15 protein-coding genes and 2 tRNA genes are annotated in these 14,175 nt (G+C 71.5%); 5 read left to right on the top strand and 12 right to left on the bottom strand.

The window, feature by feature from the left end:
• On the top strand, positions 1-709 hold a 709-nt coding region (locus FJ694_RS15615), incomplete at its 5' end, for a chemotaxis protein CheB (RefSeq protein ID WP_310735047.1).
• A gap of 22 nt (positions 710-731) precedes the next feature.
• Here FJ694_RS15615 and hemW read toward each other — a convergent pair.
• From hemW to FJ694_RS15590, 5 genes are read right to left on the bottom strand one after another with little or no spacing between them, the layout of a single operon-like run.
• Positions 732-1,943 (bottom strand): radical SAM family heme chaperone HemW, encoded by a 1,212-nt coding sequence (gene hemW, locus FJ694_RS15610; protein ID WP_232540055.1) that lies wholly within the window; start codon positions 1,941-1,943, stop codon positions 732-734.
• Complete coding sequence (locus FJ694_RS15605; protein ID WP_157268174.1) at positions 1,936-2,568, bottom strand: non-canonical purine NTP pyrophosphatase; 633 nt, start codon at positions 2,566-2,568, stop codon at positions 1,936-1,938. The genes hemW and FJ694_RS15605 overlap by 8 nt, the downstream gene beginning before the upstream one ends.
• An 11-nt stretch (positions 2,569-2,579) precedes the next feature.
• Positions 2,580-3,317, bottom strand: coding sequence for a ribonuclease PH (rph, locus tag FJ694_RS15600; RefSeq protein ID WP_157268161.1), 738 nt, complete (start codon positions 3,315-3,317; stop codon positions 2,580-2,582).
• Between the two features lie 29 nt (positions 3,318-3,346).
• Complete coding sequence (locus tag FJ694_RS15595; RefSeq protein WP_157268160.1) at positions 3,347-4,252, bottom strand: PP2C family protein-serine/threonine phosphatase; 906 nt, start codon at positions 4,250-4,252, stop codon at positions 3,347-3,349.
• A gap of 43 nt (positions 4,253-4,295) precedes the next feature.
• The gene (locus FJ694_RS15590) at positions 4,296-5,264 is read right to left on the bottom strand and encodes a serine/threonine protein kinase (RefSeq protein ID WP_157268159.1); all 969 of its coding nucleotides are present in this window, start codon (positions 5,262-5,264) and stop codon (positions 4,296-4,298) included.
• Between the two features lie 43 nt (positions 5,265-5,307).
• On the opposite strand from FJ694_RS15590, the gene FJ694_RS15585 reads away from it, so the two are divergent.
• The 4 genes from FJ694_RS15585 to FJ694_RS15570 all read left to right on the top strand — a co-directional run bounded on the left by FJ694_RS15585 (position 5,308) and on the right by FJ694_RS15570 (position 9,504).
• Entirely contained in the window at positions 5,308-6,201 is an 894-nt protein-coding gene (locus FJ694_RS15585) for a YicC/YloC family endoribonuclease (RefSeq protein ID WP_310735046.1), read from the top strand.
• Positions 6,202-6,259: 58 nt separating this feature from the next.
• Positions 6,260-6,880 (top strand): guanylate kinase, encoded by a 621-nt coding sequence (gene gmk / locus FJ694_RS15580; RefSeq protein WP_157268157.1) that lies wholly within the window; start codon positions 6,260-6,262, stop codon positions 6,878-6,880.
• Positions 6,881-6,915: 35 nt separating this feature from the next.
• Positions 6,916-7,119 (top strand): DNA-directed RNA polymerase subunit omega, encoded by a 204-nt coding sequence (gene rpoZ, locus FJ694_RS15575; RefSeq protein ID WP_157268156.1) that lies wholly within the window; start codon positions 6,916-6,918, stop codon positions 7,117-7,119.
• Positions 7,120-7,218: 99 nt separating this feature from the next.
• On the top strand, positions 7,219-9,504 hold the full coding sequence (locus FJ694_RS15570; protein WP_157268155.1) for a RelA/SpoT family protein: 2,286 nt from the start codon (positions 7,219-7,221) through the stop codon (positions 9,502-9,504).
• Between the two features lie 24 nt (positions 9,505-9,528).
• On the opposite strand, the gene greB is transcribed toward FJ694_RS15570, so the two are convergent.
• From greB to FJ694_RS15535, 7 genes are all read right to left on the bottom strand, one after another.
• Positions 9,529-10,092: a transcription elongation factor GreB gene (gene greB / locus FJ694_RS15565; RefSeq protein ID WP_157268154.1), complete on the bottom strand. Its 564-nt coding sequence runs from the start codon at positions 10,090-10,092 to the stop codon at positions 9,529-9,531.
• Positions 10,093-10,179: 87 nt separating this feature from the next.
• Positions 10,180-10,443: a hypothetical protein gene (locus tag FJ694_RS15560; RefSeq protein ID WP_157268153.1), complete on the bottom strand. Its 264-nt coding sequence runs from the start codon at positions 10,441-10,443 to the stop codon at positions 10,180-10,182.
• 185 nt (positions 10,444-10,628) lie between these two features.
• Positions 10,629-10,705 (bottom strand) — tRNA-Arg (locus FJ694_RS15555).
• Between the two features lie 219 nt (positions 10,706-10,924).
• Positions 10,925-11,001 (bottom strand) — tRNA-Arg (locus FJ694_RS15550).
• A gap of 32 nt (positions 11,002-11,033) precedes the next feature.
• Positions 11,034-12,278 (bottom strand): heme biosynthesis HemY N-terminal domain-containing protein, encoded by a 1,245-nt coding sequence (locus FJ694_RS15545; protein WP_157268152.1) that lies wholly within the window; start codon positions 12,276-12,278, stop codon positions 11,034-11,036.
• A 2-nt stretch (positions 12,279-12,280) separates the two neighbouring features.
• Entirely contained in the window at positions 12,281-13,363 is a 1,083-nt protein-coding gene (locus FJ694_RS15540; RefSeq protein WP_232540054.1) for a uroporphyrinogen-III C-methyltransferase, read from the bottom strand.
• Between the two features lie 26 nt (positions 13,364-13,389).
• Entirely contained in the window at positions 13,390-14,157 is a 768-nt protein-coding gene (locus FJ694_RS15535) for a uroporphyrinogen-III synthase (RefSeq protein ID WP_232540053.1), read from the bottom strand.
• Positions 14,158-14,175: the final 18 nt, after the last annotated feature.

Below are 14,175 nucleotides of genomic sequence, written 5' to 3'. Positions count from 1 at the left end.
CCACCGCCGGGTGCAGACGGCGCCGGCCGCCGCCGCGGCGGCAGCGCCCGCGGGCACCGCAGCGGCGCCCGGCACGGCCGGCGCGGCGCCGCGCGCGCTGGGGCGGCTGTCCACGGAGAAGCTGATCTTCATCGGCGCCTCCACCGGCGGCACCGAGGCCACGCGCGAGGTGCTGATGAGCCTGCCGCCGGACTCGCCGGCGGTGCTGATCACGCAGCACATGCCCCCGGGCTTCACGCGCAGCTATGCCGCGCGGCTGGACTCGCTGAGCCGGCTGACGGTGCGCGAGGCCACCGACGGCGAGCGGCTGCTGCCCGGCCATGCCTACCTGGCCCCGGGCGGGCTGCACCTGAGCGTGGAGCGCAGCGGCGCCAACTACATCGCGCGGGTGCGCGACGGCGAGCCGGTCAACCGCCACAAGCCCTCGGTGGAAGTGCTGTTCGAGTCGGCCGCGCGCGTGGCCGGGCCGAATGCCTTCGGCGTGATGCTCACCGGCATGGGCGGCGACGGCGCGCGCGCCATGAAGCTCATGCGCGACGCCGGCGCCTACAACATCTGCCAGGACGAGGCCACCTGCGTCGTCTTCGGCATGCCGCGCGAGGCCATCGCGCAGGGCGCGGCGCACGAGGTGCTGCCGCTGCAGCGCATCGGGCCGCACCTGATGGAGCGGCTGCACGCGACTTCCGGCGGCACGACGCACCGGGTCTGAGCCCGGTGGCCGGCCGCCTGTTTCAGGCCGCCGGCAGGAACAGCCCTTGTAAATCGCTGAGGAAGTCGAAGCCGCGCGCGGTCGGGCGCACCACGTCACCGTCGCGCTCGAGCAGGCCACGGCGTTCGCCTTCCGACAGTGCACGCTGGATCGCCTGCAGCGGCTGCCCGGTGCGCTCGCTGAAGCGCGCGAGCTCGAAGCCGTCGCGCAGGCGCAGCGCATTGAGCATGTACTCGAAGGGCAATTCCTTGGGCGTCACGGCCTGCTCGTTGGACACCGCCTCGCCGGCCAGCGCCTTGGCCATGTAGGTCGCCGGCTCGCGCCAGCGCTGCTGGCGCAGGATGCGGTCGGGAAAGCTGATCTTGCCGTGCGCGCCGGCGCCCAGCCCGAGGTAGTCGCCGAACTCCCAGTAATTGCGGTTGTGCACGCACTGGTGCCCCGCGCGCGCGAAGGCTGAGACCTCGTAGCGCCGCAACCCGGCCTCGGCGGTGCGCACCGCCAGCAGGTCCAGCATGTCGGAGGCCAGGTCGTCATCCGGCAGCCCCTCGGGCGGCCGCGTGGCGAAACGCGTGTTGGGCTCCATGGTCAGGTGGTAGATGGACAGGTGCGGCGGCTGGAAAACCAGCGCCTGCTCCAGGTCGCGCGCGAGCATCTCCAGGCTCTGGCCGGGCAGCGCGTACATCAGGTCGATGTTGAAGGTGTCGAAGGCGGCCGCCGCCTCGGCCACCGCGGCGCGGGCCTGATCGGCGTCGTGCACGCGGCCCACGGCCCGCAGCATGGCGTCGTCGAAGCTCTGCACCCCCACCGACAGCCGCGTCACGCCGGCGGCGCGGTAGCCGCGGAAGCGGTCCTTCTCGAAGGTGCCGGGATTGGCCTCCAGCGTGACCTCGCAGCCCGGCTCCAGCGGCAGCCGCGCGCGGATGTCGGCCAGCAGCCGGTCGATGGACGCGGGCTCGAACAGGCTGGGCGTGCCGCCGCCGATGAAGATGCTGTGCACGCGCCGGCCCCAGATCAGCGGCAGCGACGCCTCCAGGTCGGCCACGAGCGCGTCGAGGTAGGCGTGCTGCGTCTGCAGCGCCAGGCCCTCGCCGCTGCGCACCTCGTGCGAGTTGAAGTCGCAGTAGGGGCACTTGCGCAGGCACCACGGCAGGTGCAGGTACAGCGACAGCGGCGGCAGCGCCTGCAGCGCGACGGCGCCGGGGCGCAGCAGCCGGATGGGTACAGCGTCAGCCAAGGTGCCAGGCCTCCCGCAGCATCGCCGCCATCTGGCGCGCGGCCAGCGCGCGGTGGCTGTGCGCGTTCTTCACCGCGGCGTCGAGCTGCGCCACGGCCTTGCCGAGTGAAGGGATGAACAGCAGCGGGTCGTAGCCGAAGCCGCCCTCGCCCGCGGGCTGCTGCAGGATTTCGCCCTCCCAGCGCCCGAAGGCGATCAGCGGCTCTGGGTCCTGCGCATGGCGCAGCGCCACCAGCGTGCAGACAAAGCGCGCGCGGCGGTCCGGCTGGCCGGCCAGGCGCTGCAGCAGCAGCGCGTTGTTGGCGGCGTCCTGGCGCTCGCGGTGGGACTCGCGCGGCAGCCACGACGGCAGTTCCACAGGGGCGTAGTGCGCCGAGATCACGCCGGGCGCGCCGCCCAGGGCCTCGACGCACAGGCCGGAGTCGTCGGCGATGGCCGGCCCGCCGGCGGCCTGCGCCGCGTGGCGCGCCTTGGCCAGCGCGTTCTCGACGAAGGTGCCGTGCGGCTCCTCGGCCTCGGCGATGCCCAGCGACCCTTGCGTCACCAGCGCCACCGGCAGGCCGCCGAAGAGGCTGCCCAGCTCGCCCAGCTTCTTGGCGTTGTTGGAGGCCAGCACCAGGCGCAGCGGCGTGGCCGTCACGGCAGCACCTCGGCCAGCGCCCGGCGCTGCAGCTCGACCAGCTCGGCGATGCCCTTGGCGCCCAGCGCCAGCAGCGCGTCGAGCTGGGCGCGGCTGAAGGGCGCGCCCTCGGCCGTGCCCTGCACCTCGACGATGCCGCCGCTGCCGGTCATGACGATGTTCATGTCGGTGTCGCAGGCCGAGTCCTCGACGTATTCCAGGTCCAGCAGCGGCGTGCCCTCGACGATGCCCACCGACACGGCGGCCACCGCGTCGCGCAGCGGCGAGCGCTGGATCAGCCCCTGTGCCAGCAGGAAGCCCACGGCGTCGTGCGCCGCCACGTAGGCGCCGGTGATGGCCGCGGTGCGGGTGCCGCCGTCGGCCTGCAGCACGTCGCAGTCGATGAGGATGCTGCGCTCGCCCAGGGCGGCGAGGTCGAAGACGCAGCGCAGCGAGCGGCCGATGAGGCGCTGGATCTCCTGCGTGCGCCCGCTTTGCTTGCCCTTGGCGGCCTCGCGCGCGCCGCGGGTGTGGGTGGCGCGCGGCAGCATGCCGTACTCGGCCGTGACCCAGCCCTCGCCGCTGCCCTTCTTGTGCGGCGGCACGCGCTCCTCGACGGAGGCGGTGCACAGCACCTGCGTGTCGCCGAAGGCCACGAGCACGGAGCCCTCGGCGTGGCGGGTGAAGCGGCGGACGATGCGCACCGGGCGCAGGGCGTCCGCGGCACGGTCTTGCGTGCGTTGGAAAACGGTCATGGGACTCCAGGGGAAAGTTGTCAGGGGGTTCACTTGCCGCCGCGGCGCTGGGCGGAGCGGCGGATGGCTTCGTTGATCTCGCGGATGGAGCGCTCGATCTCCGCGTCGTCGAAATCGTCGTCGGCGCCGGCCGGGCCTTCGGCCGACTGGATGGTGGAGGCAAAGGAGACGGTGGACACCGGCTGCGCCGCCTGGTGCGCATCCTCCACCGCATCCCATTGCAGCGCCAGCGCCGTGACGTTGTCGCTGCGCGCGCCGGCCGTGGCCAGCGCCTGCTCCACCAGCGCCGGCACGGCCTCGGACAGCACCTGGTGCGGCGCCAGCGCCAGCGCGATGGCCTCGTCGGCCACGCTGCTCCACAGCCCGTCGGAGCACAGCAGCAGCCGGTCGCCCTGCTGCAGCCGCTGCGGCCCGCCGCCGTCGACCACCGGCTTGCCCGGGCTGCCCAGGCAGGTGAAGAGCACGTTGCGGTTGCGCCGCGCGCCGGCGCTGGGGTCGAGCGCGCGTGCCAGCTCGGCATAGGAATGGTCACGCGTGCGCGCCAGCAGCCGGCCGTCGCGCAGCAGGTACAGCCGCGAGTCGCCGCAATGCGCCCAGTAGGCATGGCGGCCCTGCAGCACGCAGGCTACGACGGTGGTGCGCGGCGTGTCGGGCAGCGCGCGCTCGCCGGCGTAGCGCAGCAGCGCCTGGTGCGCGGCCACCAGGGCGTCCTGCAGGAAACGCTGCGGATCGGGCAGCCGCGGCTGGGCGTCACGCTGGAACAGCCCGGCCAGGGTCTGCAGCGCCAGCTGCGCCGCGACCTCGCCCTCGGGGTGGCCGCCCATGCCGTCGGCCAGGGCGAAGAGGCCCGCGTCGCGCGTGTAGCAGTAGCCCATGCGGTCCTCGTTGCGGGCGCGGCCGCCCTTGCGGCTGAGCTGGTAGACGCTGAACCTCATGGCCGCGCCGCCCGCCGGTGGTGGCCTTCGGAGGCGGCCATCGTCAGACCTTGCTCCCGGTCTTGAGGTTCTCGATCTGCAGCTTGAGCCGCTCGCTGAAGGAGAGCTTGGTGTAGCGGCGCTCGGTCTCGCGGCCCAGCTCCTTCTGCAGCGCGAACACGCTTTGCGGGCGCGACAGCGGGTCGAGTGACATGCACCACTCGGTGACCTCGATGAGGTTGTCGGAGTAGATGTTGCGCAGCCGCGAGAGCGAGAGCGCGAGACGGTCCTTCTCGATGCGCTGCGGCGCGTCGTTGGGCGGATAGCCCTGCATGCAGGCGTAGATGCACGCGCCGATGGCGTAGATGTCGGTCCAGGGGCCGAGCGTGCCGTCGCGGCGGTACATCTCCGGGGCGGCGAAGCCGGGGGTGTACATCGGGCGGATGAAGTCGCCCTCCTTGGCCAGCACCTCGCGCGCGGCGCCGAAGTCCAGCAGCACGGCGCGGTTGTCGTCGGTGATGAAGACGTTGGCCGGCTTGATGTCGAGGTGCAGCATCTTGTGCTGGTGCACGATGCGCAGGCCGCGCAGCACCTCGTCGAAGAGGCTGCGGATGGTGGACTCGCGGAACACCTTGTCGCGCTTGAGGTCGCGCGCGGTGACGATGAAGTCCTGCAGCGTGTCGCCCTGCAGGTAGTTCATCACCATGTAGACGGTCTCGTTCTCGCGGAAGAAGTTGAGCACCGAGACCACGCTGGGGTGGCAGATCTGCGCCAGCGAGCGCCCTTCCTCGAAGAAGCTCTTGAGGCCGAGACGGTAGAGGGCCTGCTTGTCCTGGCGCACGCGCGGGGCGAGCTCGCCGGGTGCGCGCTCGGCCAGGGAGGAAGGCAGGTACTCCTTGAGCGCGACCAGGTGGCGCTGCGCATCCTCGGCCAGGTACACCACCCCGAAGCCCCCGGCGGCCAGCCGCTTGACGATCTGGTAGCCGCCCACCACGGTGCCGGCTGGCAACGGGGCCGGCTTGGGCTTTGACATAATCGGATTTTGCAATGCGATAAACGCGATGCCAGTTTACAGCATGACCGGTTACGCCAGCGCCAGCGCCGGCGGCACCACGAACCCGGAATCGGGCGCGGTCGGCGGCAGTGCCAGCGTCGAGCTGCGCTCGGTCAACGGCCGGTTCCTCGACCTGAGCCTGCGCCTGCCCGACGAGATGCGCGCGCTGGAGCCGGCGCTGCGCGAGCTGGTCAGCGCGGCATTCAAGCGCGGCAAGATCGAGCTGCGCGTCTCCACCGGGCGCGAGGCCGACGGCGGCTGGCCGCGGCCCACGCCGGAGCAGCTCTCGACGCTGTCACGGCTGGAGAGCACCGTGCAGGGCTGGCTGTCCAAGGCGGCGCCGCTGTCGGTGCACGAGATCCTGCAGTGGTGCCGCAGCGGCGGCAGCAGCCAGCAACCCGACGAGGCCGTGCTGGAAGCGGCGCGCGCCGCGGTCGAGGGATTGCGCGAGGCGCGCGAGCGCGAGGGCGCGCGGCTGGTGGCGATCCTGATGGAGCGCGTGCAGCGGCTGCGCGAGCTCGCCGCGCAGGCCGAGCCGCTGGTGCCCCAGGTGGTGCAACGCCAGCAGCAGCGCTTCCTGGAGCGCTGGCGCGAGGCGCTGGCCTCGGCCGGCGCGAACGCGTCGGTCAGCGCCGAGGCGCAGGCCGAGCGCGCGCTGGCCGAGGCCGCGGCCTACGCCATCCGCATCGACGTGGCCGAGGAGCTGTCGCGGCTCAAGGCGCATCTCGACGAGATCGAGCGCCTGCTGGCCAAGGGCGGCGAGCTGGGCAAGCGGCTGGACTTCCTGATCCAGGAGCTGCACCGCGAGGCCAACACGCTGGGCTCGAAGTCCGCGGCACTGGAGCTCACCGCGGTATCGGTGGAGATGAAGGTCGCCATCGAGCAGATGCGCGAGCAGGTTCAGAACATCGAGTGAGTCATTAGCCGGCCCGCCACGGCGCGCGGGCGGCACAGCAGCACAGGAAGCCACAGGCATGGAAACCCCGGGCAATCTTTTCGTCGTCGCCGCGCCCAGCGGCGCGGGCAAGTCCAGCCTCGTCAAGGCCTTGCTGGAGCTCGACTCGCACCTGGCGGTGTCGGTGTCGCACACCACGCGCGCGCCGCGCGGCCAGGAGCAGGACGGGCGCGAGTACCACTTCATCAGCAACGCCGAGTTCGACGCCATGATCGAGCACGGCGACTTCTTCGAGTGGGCCGAGGTGCACGGCAACCGCTACGGCACCTCGCGCAACGCCATCGAGCGTCGGCTGCAGGCCGGCGAGGACGTGGTGCTGGAGATCGACTACCAGGGCGCGCTGCAGATCAAGCAGATCTTCAGCCACGCGGTACTGATCTTCATCCTGCCGCCGAGCTGGGAGGAGCTGCGCCAGCGGCTGCAGCGCCGCGGCGAGGACCACCCGGAAGTGATCGCGCAGCGCATGGTCAACGCCCGGCACGAAGTCGCCCAGGCCCGCCATTTCGACTACGTTATAATCAACGCCCTCTTCGAGACGGCGCTGTTTGATTTGAAAACCGTCGTCCACTCCCAGCGCCTGAAGTACGCGTCGCAGCGGCGCAGCAAGTCGCAGGTGTTCGCCGCGCTGGACCTGATCTGAACTCCACACACGTCATCCTCTGAAGGGAAAGCCGCATGGCCCGCATCACCGTCGAAGACTGCCTCCAGAAGATCCCGAACCGCTTCCAGCTGGTGCTGGCGGCCACGTACCGCGCGCGCATGCTCAGCCAGGGCCACGCCGCCAAGATCGAGAGCAAGAACAAGCCCGGCGTGACGGCGCTGCGCGAGATTGCCGCCGGCGAAGTCGGCCTGGAGATGCTGCGCAAGGTGCCGGTCTGAGCGGCTGAAGCACCCTTCCCGTGACGGGCGCCTTCGGGCGCCCGTTCTCATTTGGGCCTGCCGCGAATGCGGGGGGCGATGACAGGCTAAATTCGCTCCATGGGCATCCGATCCTTCGCCGCCGACCTCCTGCCTTCGGCCCTCCAACTCGGCCCGCGCCAGCCGTCGCTGCCGCCGGCCGCCGCCGCGCGCGCCGCCGACGTCGCATCCTTCGCCGAGCTCACCGACAAGCTGGGCTACCTGGGCAAGGCCGACATCAAGAAGGTGCGCGAGGCCTACAAGTTCGCCGACGAGGCGCACCTGGGCCAGTTCCGCGCCAGCGGCGAGCCCTACATCACGCACCCCATCGCCGTGGCCGGGCTGTGCGCCGACTGGCGGCTCGACGCGCAAGCCATCATGGCCGCGCTCATGCACGACGCGATGGAGGACTGCGGCATCACCAAGCCCGAGCTCATCGAACGCTTCGGCCCCGCCACGGCCGACCTCGTGGACGGGCTGACCAAGCTCGACAAGCTGCAGTTCAACACGCGCGAGGAGTCGCAGGCCGAGTCGTTCCGCAAGATGCTGCTGGCCATGGCGCGCGACGTGCGCGTCATCCTCATCAAGCTCGCCGACCGGCTGCACAACATGCGCACCATGGCGGCGATGGCGGCGCACAAGCGCGGGCGCATCGCGCGCGAGACGCTCGACATCTACGCCCCGATCGCGCACCGCCTGGGCCTGAACCAGGCCTACCGCGAGCTGCAGGAACTCAGCTTCCAGTACCTGCACCCGTGGCGCCACGCGGCGCTGTCCAAGGCCGTGCAGCGCGCGCGCGGCTACCGGCGCGACATCGTGGACCGCATTCGCGGCGACGTGGAAAAGGCCTTCGGCCACGCCAAGCTCAAGGTGCAGATCACCGGGCGCGAGAAGACCGTCTACTCGATCTACATGAAGATGCGCGAGAAGCACACCGGCTTCGCGCAGGTCAACGACATCTTCGGCTTCCGGGTCGTGGTGCCCGAGCTCTTCGACTGCTACCAGGCGCTGGGCGTGCTGCACCAGCTCTACAAGCCGGTGCCCGGGCGCTTCAAGGACTACATCGCCATTCCGAAGGCCAACGGCTACCAGTCGCTGCACACCACGCTGGTGAACCCGCTGGGCACGGCGGTGGAGTTCCAGATCCGCACCGAGCCCATGCACGCCGTGGCCGAGGCCGGCATTGCCGCGCACTGGATGTACAAGGTCAAGGACGCCAACGGACTGGGCGAAGCGCAGCGCCTGGGCTCGATGTGGCTGCAGTCGCTGGTGGACATCCAGGACGAGACGCGCGACGCCGGCGAGTTCCTGGAGCACGTCAAGATCGACCTGTTCCCCGACGCGGTCTACGTCTTCACGCCCAAGAGCAAGATCCTGGCGCTGCCGCGCGGGGCCACGCCGGTGGACTTCGCCTACACCATCCACACCAACGTCGGCGATCACACGGTGGCCGCCACCGTCAACGGCGAGCCCGTGGCGCTGCGCACCGAGCTCAAGAGCGGCGACGTGGTGGAGATCGTCACGGCACCCGGCGCGCGACCCAACCCGGCGTGGCTGAACTTCGTGCGCACCGGCCGGGCGCGCTCCAAGATCCGCCACTACCTCAAGAACATGGAGCTGGAGGAGTCGCGCGCGCTGGGCGAGAAGCTGCTGGCGCAGGCGCTGCGTGCCGAAGGGCTGCAGCTGCCGCCGGTGGAGGAGCCCGACGCGCCAGCCGCGGCGCTGTGGCAGTCGCTCACGCGCTGGAGCGGCAACCGCGGCCCGGCCGAGCTGCTCACCGACATCGGCCTGGGCAAGAAGATCGCCACCATCGTGGCCAAGCGGCTGGCGCAGCTCATGGCCGAGCAGGGCCAGCGCCCGGACGCGGTCACGCTGACCATGGGCCGTTTCGCCGCGCGCGAGGAGGCCGGTGTCCAGGGCATGGTGACCATCGACGGCAACGAGGGCACCTCGGTACAGCTGGCGCGCTGCTGCCGGCCGATCCCGGGTGACTCCATCGTCGGCTACCTGGGCCGCGGCGAAGGCCTGACGGTGCACACCGCCGAATGCGCCGTGGCGCGGCGCCTGCACGAGCGTGACACCGAGCACTGGATTCCCGTGGAATGGGCCGAGGACATCGCCCGCCCCTTCGAGGCCGCGGTGCTGGTGCTGGTGCAGAACGGCAAGGGCGTGCTCGCGCGCGTGGCCTCGGCCGTGAGCGCCGCCGAGGCCGACATCACCCACATCGACATGGGCGACGAGCATGCCGGCGAGAGCGTGGAGATGCGGCTGCTGTTGAGCGTGCGCGACCGGCTGCACCTGGCCGACGTGCTGCGCACGCTCAAGCGCGCGCCCTCGGTGCTGCGCGCGCAGCGGGTCAAGCCCTGAGAAAAGCCTGGCTGCGCCCGGTGCTCAGTGCGCCGGGCCCGGCTGCGGGTAGCGCACCTCCAGCACTTCCAGCACCTGCAGCCCCCCCGGGGACATGAACTGCACCTCGTCGCCCTCGCGCGCCTTGAGCAGCGCGCGGGCGATGGGCGCGATCCAGCTGACCTCGCCCTGGAGGTTGTCGGCCTCGTCGATGCCCTTGATGGTGATGGTGTGCTCCTGCCCCTGCGCGTCGGCGTAGGTGACGGTGGCACCGAAGAATACCTGGTCGGAGCCGTGGTGCGCCGACGGGTCGGCGACCTCGGCGATGTCGAGCCGCTTGGTCAGGAAGCGGATGCGGCGGTCGATCTCGCGCAGCCGTTTCTTGCCGTAGAGGTAGTCGCCGTTCTCGGAGCGGTCGCCGTTCTTGGCCGCCCAGGACACAACCTCCACCGTCTTGGGCCGCTCCTCGTCGATGAGCCGCATCAACTCCGCGCGCAGTCGCGCGTAGCCTTGCGGCGTCATGTAGTTGCGTCCGCCCGGGGGCAGCGGCGGCAGCGCCAGGTCGTCGTCCTCGTCGCTGTCGCTTTCCTTCGTGAAAGCCTTGCTCATGGCTCGATTGTGCGGCGGCCGCGGCGGGCTTTCACCGCCGCTGGCCCCGCGCCGTCCAGGCCCCGGCGCGCGGGGCGGCAAATGCGCTCAATGCTTGACGTGCGTCTTGTTGAAGCCGGGATTGGGCGCCAGGTGGTGCAGCCCGCCGGCGCTGGCATCCGGAGCAACACCGCAAGGCGCCTGCCACTCGCGCAGCTCCTGTTCCAGGATCTGCTCGCCGTCGCGCGCAGCCAACTCGATGAGCGCACCGACGTTGTCGTCATTGACCAACTCGCGGCCCAGTCCCTTCTTGAGCTGGCGGTAAATGCCCTGGATCTGGTCCTGGCCGCCGTTGTCCTGAATCTCTTTCATGAGGCTCTCTCCATAGGTTGAGCAGATGCCTCTGGGCAGCAAGGCCAGTGCCCGAGCGGATCAAGCCCGGCGGCCCCGGGGCCAGGCCCGGAAGGTTCATGAAGAAATTTGGAGCGCCCTGGCGCTGCGATGGCCAGGCCCAAAAAGCAAAAGGGCCAGCACTTTCGTGCTGGCCCTGAGCTGTTTGGTGCGGCTGGCAGGATTCGAACCCACGACCCCTTGGTTCGTAGCCAAGTACTCTATCCAACTGAGCTACAGCCGCTGAAGCTTGCCAGTATAACCTGCTTTTTAGTATTTAAAACACCTAAAGCCGATCATTTTTGTCAGATTGCTGCGCTTCAGAAGAAGCTTTGGCACTGACACGACACCCGGCGGGGCATCTTCAAAAGCGTCGCCCCTCGCAGGACTCCACTGGTTCACGCTTTGCGTGTGTCCCATTGCTCTTTCTCCTTGCGGATTCAGGCAACGGGCTTCTTATTGTTGGTGCGGCTGGCAGGATTCGAACCCACGACCCCTTGGTTCGTAGCCAAGTACTCTATCCAACTGAGCTACAGCCGCGAAGCCTTGAATTCTATACCAAGTTTTGCGGGTCAATCAAGGGCTGCCGCCAATTCATTGCATTGATGCGCACGCGGCTCGTCGCCCTCCTCGCGCGCGAGCTGCGCCAGCGTGCGCCAGGCACGGCGCCGGGCGGCCGGCGCCAGCCGCGCGTCGCGCGCCGACTGCTCCAGCGGCCGCCGCGCCTTGCCCCAGAGCTGGCGCTCGGCAAAGGCCGCGCCGGCGGCGGCCACCACGGCCGGCTCCTGCGCATAGGCCTGCAGCGCCGACTCCAGCCGTGGCAGCCAGTCCGCGCCCAGCCCGGGCAGGGCATGCAGCAGCGCCAGCGCGATCTGCTCGCGCTCGTCGGCCGACAGCTCGCTCATCTGCTCCCACAGCGGACGCAGCCAGCCGCGGGCGTCGCCGTGCGCACCCAGTGCCGCGGCATGCTGCGCCGCGCGCGCGGCCACGAAGGGGTCGCGCCGGTCGGCCGGGTCGAAGCTCTGCCAGACCTGCTCCAGCTGGTCCATGTCATGCGCCTGTTCCAGCGCCTGGAAGGCCAGCGAGCGCAGCAGCCCCTGCGCCGCGAGCTTGGAAAAGCCCTGGTGCTTGGCCAGCAGCCGCGCCGTGGGCAGCGCCTGCAGCGGTTGATTCGCCAGGCGCTGGGCCTGCAGCCGCAAGCGCAGCGCCTGCGTGCGCCGCGCCGTGCCCGGCGGCAGCTCCGACAGCAGCGCCAGCGCCTGCGCCGCGTCGCGGTCGTCCAGCGCCCATTCCGCGGACAGCAGCAGCGCGGCGTCGTCGCCCGGGCGCGGCACGCCGGTGCCGCGGCGCAGCGCCAGCGCCTGGCGCAGCTGCTCGTCGCGCTCGGCGCGGTTCTGCAGCCGGTGCGCGCTGGCCGCGGCCAGCAGGTGCGACAGCTGCGCCAGCTCCAGCTCGCCACCTTCGGGCGTGGAGTCGCGCAGCGCCAGCGCGCGCTGCGCGGCCTTCTGCGCGCGGGTGTAGCGCGCGGCCAGGAACTCGGCCAGCGCCTGGCGCAGCGCCGCCTGCACGGCGCGCTCGCGGCGCAGCGCGCGCCACTCGCGCGCGCGCTGCGGCAGCCGGGTGAGCGCGCGCAGCGCCTGCAGCGCCGACACCACCACCGCGCCGCCGGCCAACAGCGCCAGCAGGAACAGGTTGAGCGACAGGTCCATGCGCCAGCCGCGCCAGTACAGTGAAACCAGCCCGTCGTTGGCGCCCAGCGTGATGGCGGCCACCACCGCCGCCACGAACAGCAGCACCAGCCAGATGACGGCGCGCATCGTCAGCGACCCGCCGCCGCCGCGGCCAGCGCCGCCAGCGTCTCGTCCGGCCGCGGCAGCGATACCTGGCGCGCCTGCGCCGTCACCTGCTTGAGCAGGTCGGACGCCACCTGCACGCGCCGCGAGCCCGGATCGAAGTAGCGCTCCAGCGCGCCCTGCGCGTCGCGCAGGTCCGACTGCGCCGTGGCGTACTGGCGCGACAGCAGCGCCAGCCGCGCATTGAGCAGCCGCAGCTTGAGGTTCTCGCGCAGGAAGTACATCTGCTCCGGCGCCAGCAGCAGCGCCTCGGGCTGCTGCACGCGCGCCACCCGCACCAGCGAGCGCACTTCTTCCCACACCCGCACCGGCCAGGCCTGCCACCAGGCGTGGAGATGGTCGTTCCAGGACGCGCCCGAGGCGCTGGGCGCCGCGGCCACGGCGCCGGCCGGCGCGGCCGACGGCGCGCGGCGCGACTCGGTGGCCGCCATCAGCGGCAGCTCGTCGACCAGGCGCACCATTTCGTCGAGCTTGAGCGTGAGCGTGGACAGGTCGCTCACGCCCACGGCCTTGACGCGGTCCAGGTCGCGCGCCAGCGCCCGGCGCACGCGCTCCAGGCGCGGCTGGTTGTAGCGCGCCAGCCGCTCGTCGGCCTGCTGCAGCGCCTGCAGCAGCGGTTCGGTGCTGCCGGTGATGGCGCTTTGCTGCAGCGCCACGCGCAGCCCGGCGTCCACGTCGGCGACCACGTTCTCGTCGCGCGAGCGCGCCAGCGACTGGATCAGCTCCTCGATCTGCGAGCGCTGCATCGAGGCCTCGGACACGCGCGCGTCCAGCAGCGCGGCACGCGCTCCGGCCTCGCGCGCCGCGTCCTGCGCCTGCTTGGCCAGCAGCAGCGCCTGCGCGGCCTCGCCCTGGCTGCTTTCCTGGCGCTTGACCAGCTCCTTCTCCAGCGCGCGCAGGCGCTGCTGGGTGCTCCAGGCGAGGCCCAGCGCGGCCACGGCCACGACGCTGGCCACGATCAGCGGCGCATGGCGCAGCGCGGCGGAGCGGCGGGAAGTCAGGGGTGCCGGATTCGGCGGCACGTCGGCGGAAGGAGCAGTGGAATTCACGATCGCGGGGATTGTAGGCAGCGGTTTCAGGCTTCCCGGGCCCGGGTCTCGAGCGCGGCGCAGACGGCGTCGAAAGCCGGCGACACCGCCTCGACCCGCGCAAAGCCGATGTCGCGCGCCGCCTGTGCGATGCGCGGATGCGAGGCCAGCGCGCGAGCGCGCGACCAGTCCGCGCCCGCGCCGGCGAGTCCCGGCAGATGACCCACGGCCTCCGAGCTGCTGAACAGCCACACGAAGTGCTCAGGTTGCGCCACCGCCTCGCGCAGCAGCGCCGCTTCGGCCGGGCCGGGCCGCGGCGCGCCGCGGCCGTAGGCCTGCACGAACTCGACCCGGGCGCCCTGCTCCTGCAGCCGCTGCGCCAGCCAGTCGCGCCCGCCCTCGCCGCGCAGCACCAGCACGCGGGCGCCCGCCCAGGGCAGCGCGCCCATGCGCTCCCACAGCGACTCGGAATCGAAGCGCTCGGCATCCGCCGCCGGCTGCAGCACGCTTTCGGCCGGCACGCCCGCCTCGATGAGCGCCTGGGCCGTGCCCGGCCCCGGCGCGGCGGCCAGCACGCGCGCCGGCCAGGCGCTGCCTTCGGGCCGCGCCGCGAAGAAGTGCGTCACGGCATTGGGGCTGACGAAGACCAGCGCATCGGCCGCCGCGCGCGCCACGTCTTCCCACGCGGCGTGCAGCGGCGCGGGGTCAGCCACCGCGGCGATGTGCAGCAGCGGCAGCGCTTCGGCCGCGAAGCCCGCGCCGCGCAGCCGCGCCACCCACTCGTCGGCCTGCGGCTGCGGGCGCGTCACCAGCACGCGCGGCGCGGACGCGGC

It is taken from the genome of Azohydromonas aeria, from assembly GCF_009760915.1.
GTDB lineage: Bacteria > Pseudomonadota > Gammaproteobacteria > Burkholderiales > Burkholderiaceae_C > Azohydromonas > Azohydromonas aeria.
The sequence above is the reverse complement of the archived record's forward strand: the minus strand, read 5'-3'. Positions and strand labels throughout refer to the sequence as shown.

Bases quoted from the DNA above. Each gene is read 5' to 3' on its own strand.
- rph (WP_157268161.1), bottom strand. From the start codon at position 3,317: ATGACCGTTTTCCAACGCACGCAAGACCGTGCCGCGGACGCCCTGCGC.
- FJ694_RS15595 (WP_157268160.1), bottom strand. From the start codon at position 4,252: ATGAGGTTCAGCGTCTACCAGCTCAGCCGCAAGGGCGGCCGCGCCCGC.
- FJ694_RS15590 (WP_157268159.1), bottom strand. From the start codon at position 5,264: ATGTCAAAGCCCAAGCCGGCCCCGTTGCCAGCCGGCACCGTGGTGGGC.
- FJ694_RS15585 (WP_310735046.1), top strand. From the start codon at position 5,308: ATGACCGGTTACGCCAGCGCCAGCGCCGGCGGCACCACGAACCCGGAA.
- gmk (WP_157268157.1), top strand. From the start codon at position 6,260: ATGGAAACCCCGGGCAATCTTTTCGTCGTCGCCGCGCCCAGCGGCGCG.
- rpoZ (WP_157268156.1), top strand. From the start codon at position 6,916: ATGGCCCGCATCACCGTCGAAGACTGCCTCCAGAAGATCCCGAACCGC.
- FJ694_RS15570 (WP_157268155.1), top strand. From the start codon at position 7,219: ATGGGCATCCGATCCTTCGCCGCCGACCTCCTGCCTTCGGCCCTCCAA.
- greB (WP_157268154.1), bottom strand. From the start codon at position 10,092: ATGAGCAAGGCTTTCACGAAGGAAAGCGACAGCGACGAGGACGACGAC.
- FJ694_RS15560 (WP_157268153.1), bottom strand. From the start codon at position 10,443: ATGAAAGAGATTCAGGACAACGGCGGCCAGGACCAGATCCAGGGCATT.
- FJ694_RS15545 (WP_157268152.1), bottom strand. From the start codon at position 12,278: ATGCGCGCCGTCATCTGGCTGGTGCTGCTGTTCGTGGCGGCGGTGGTG.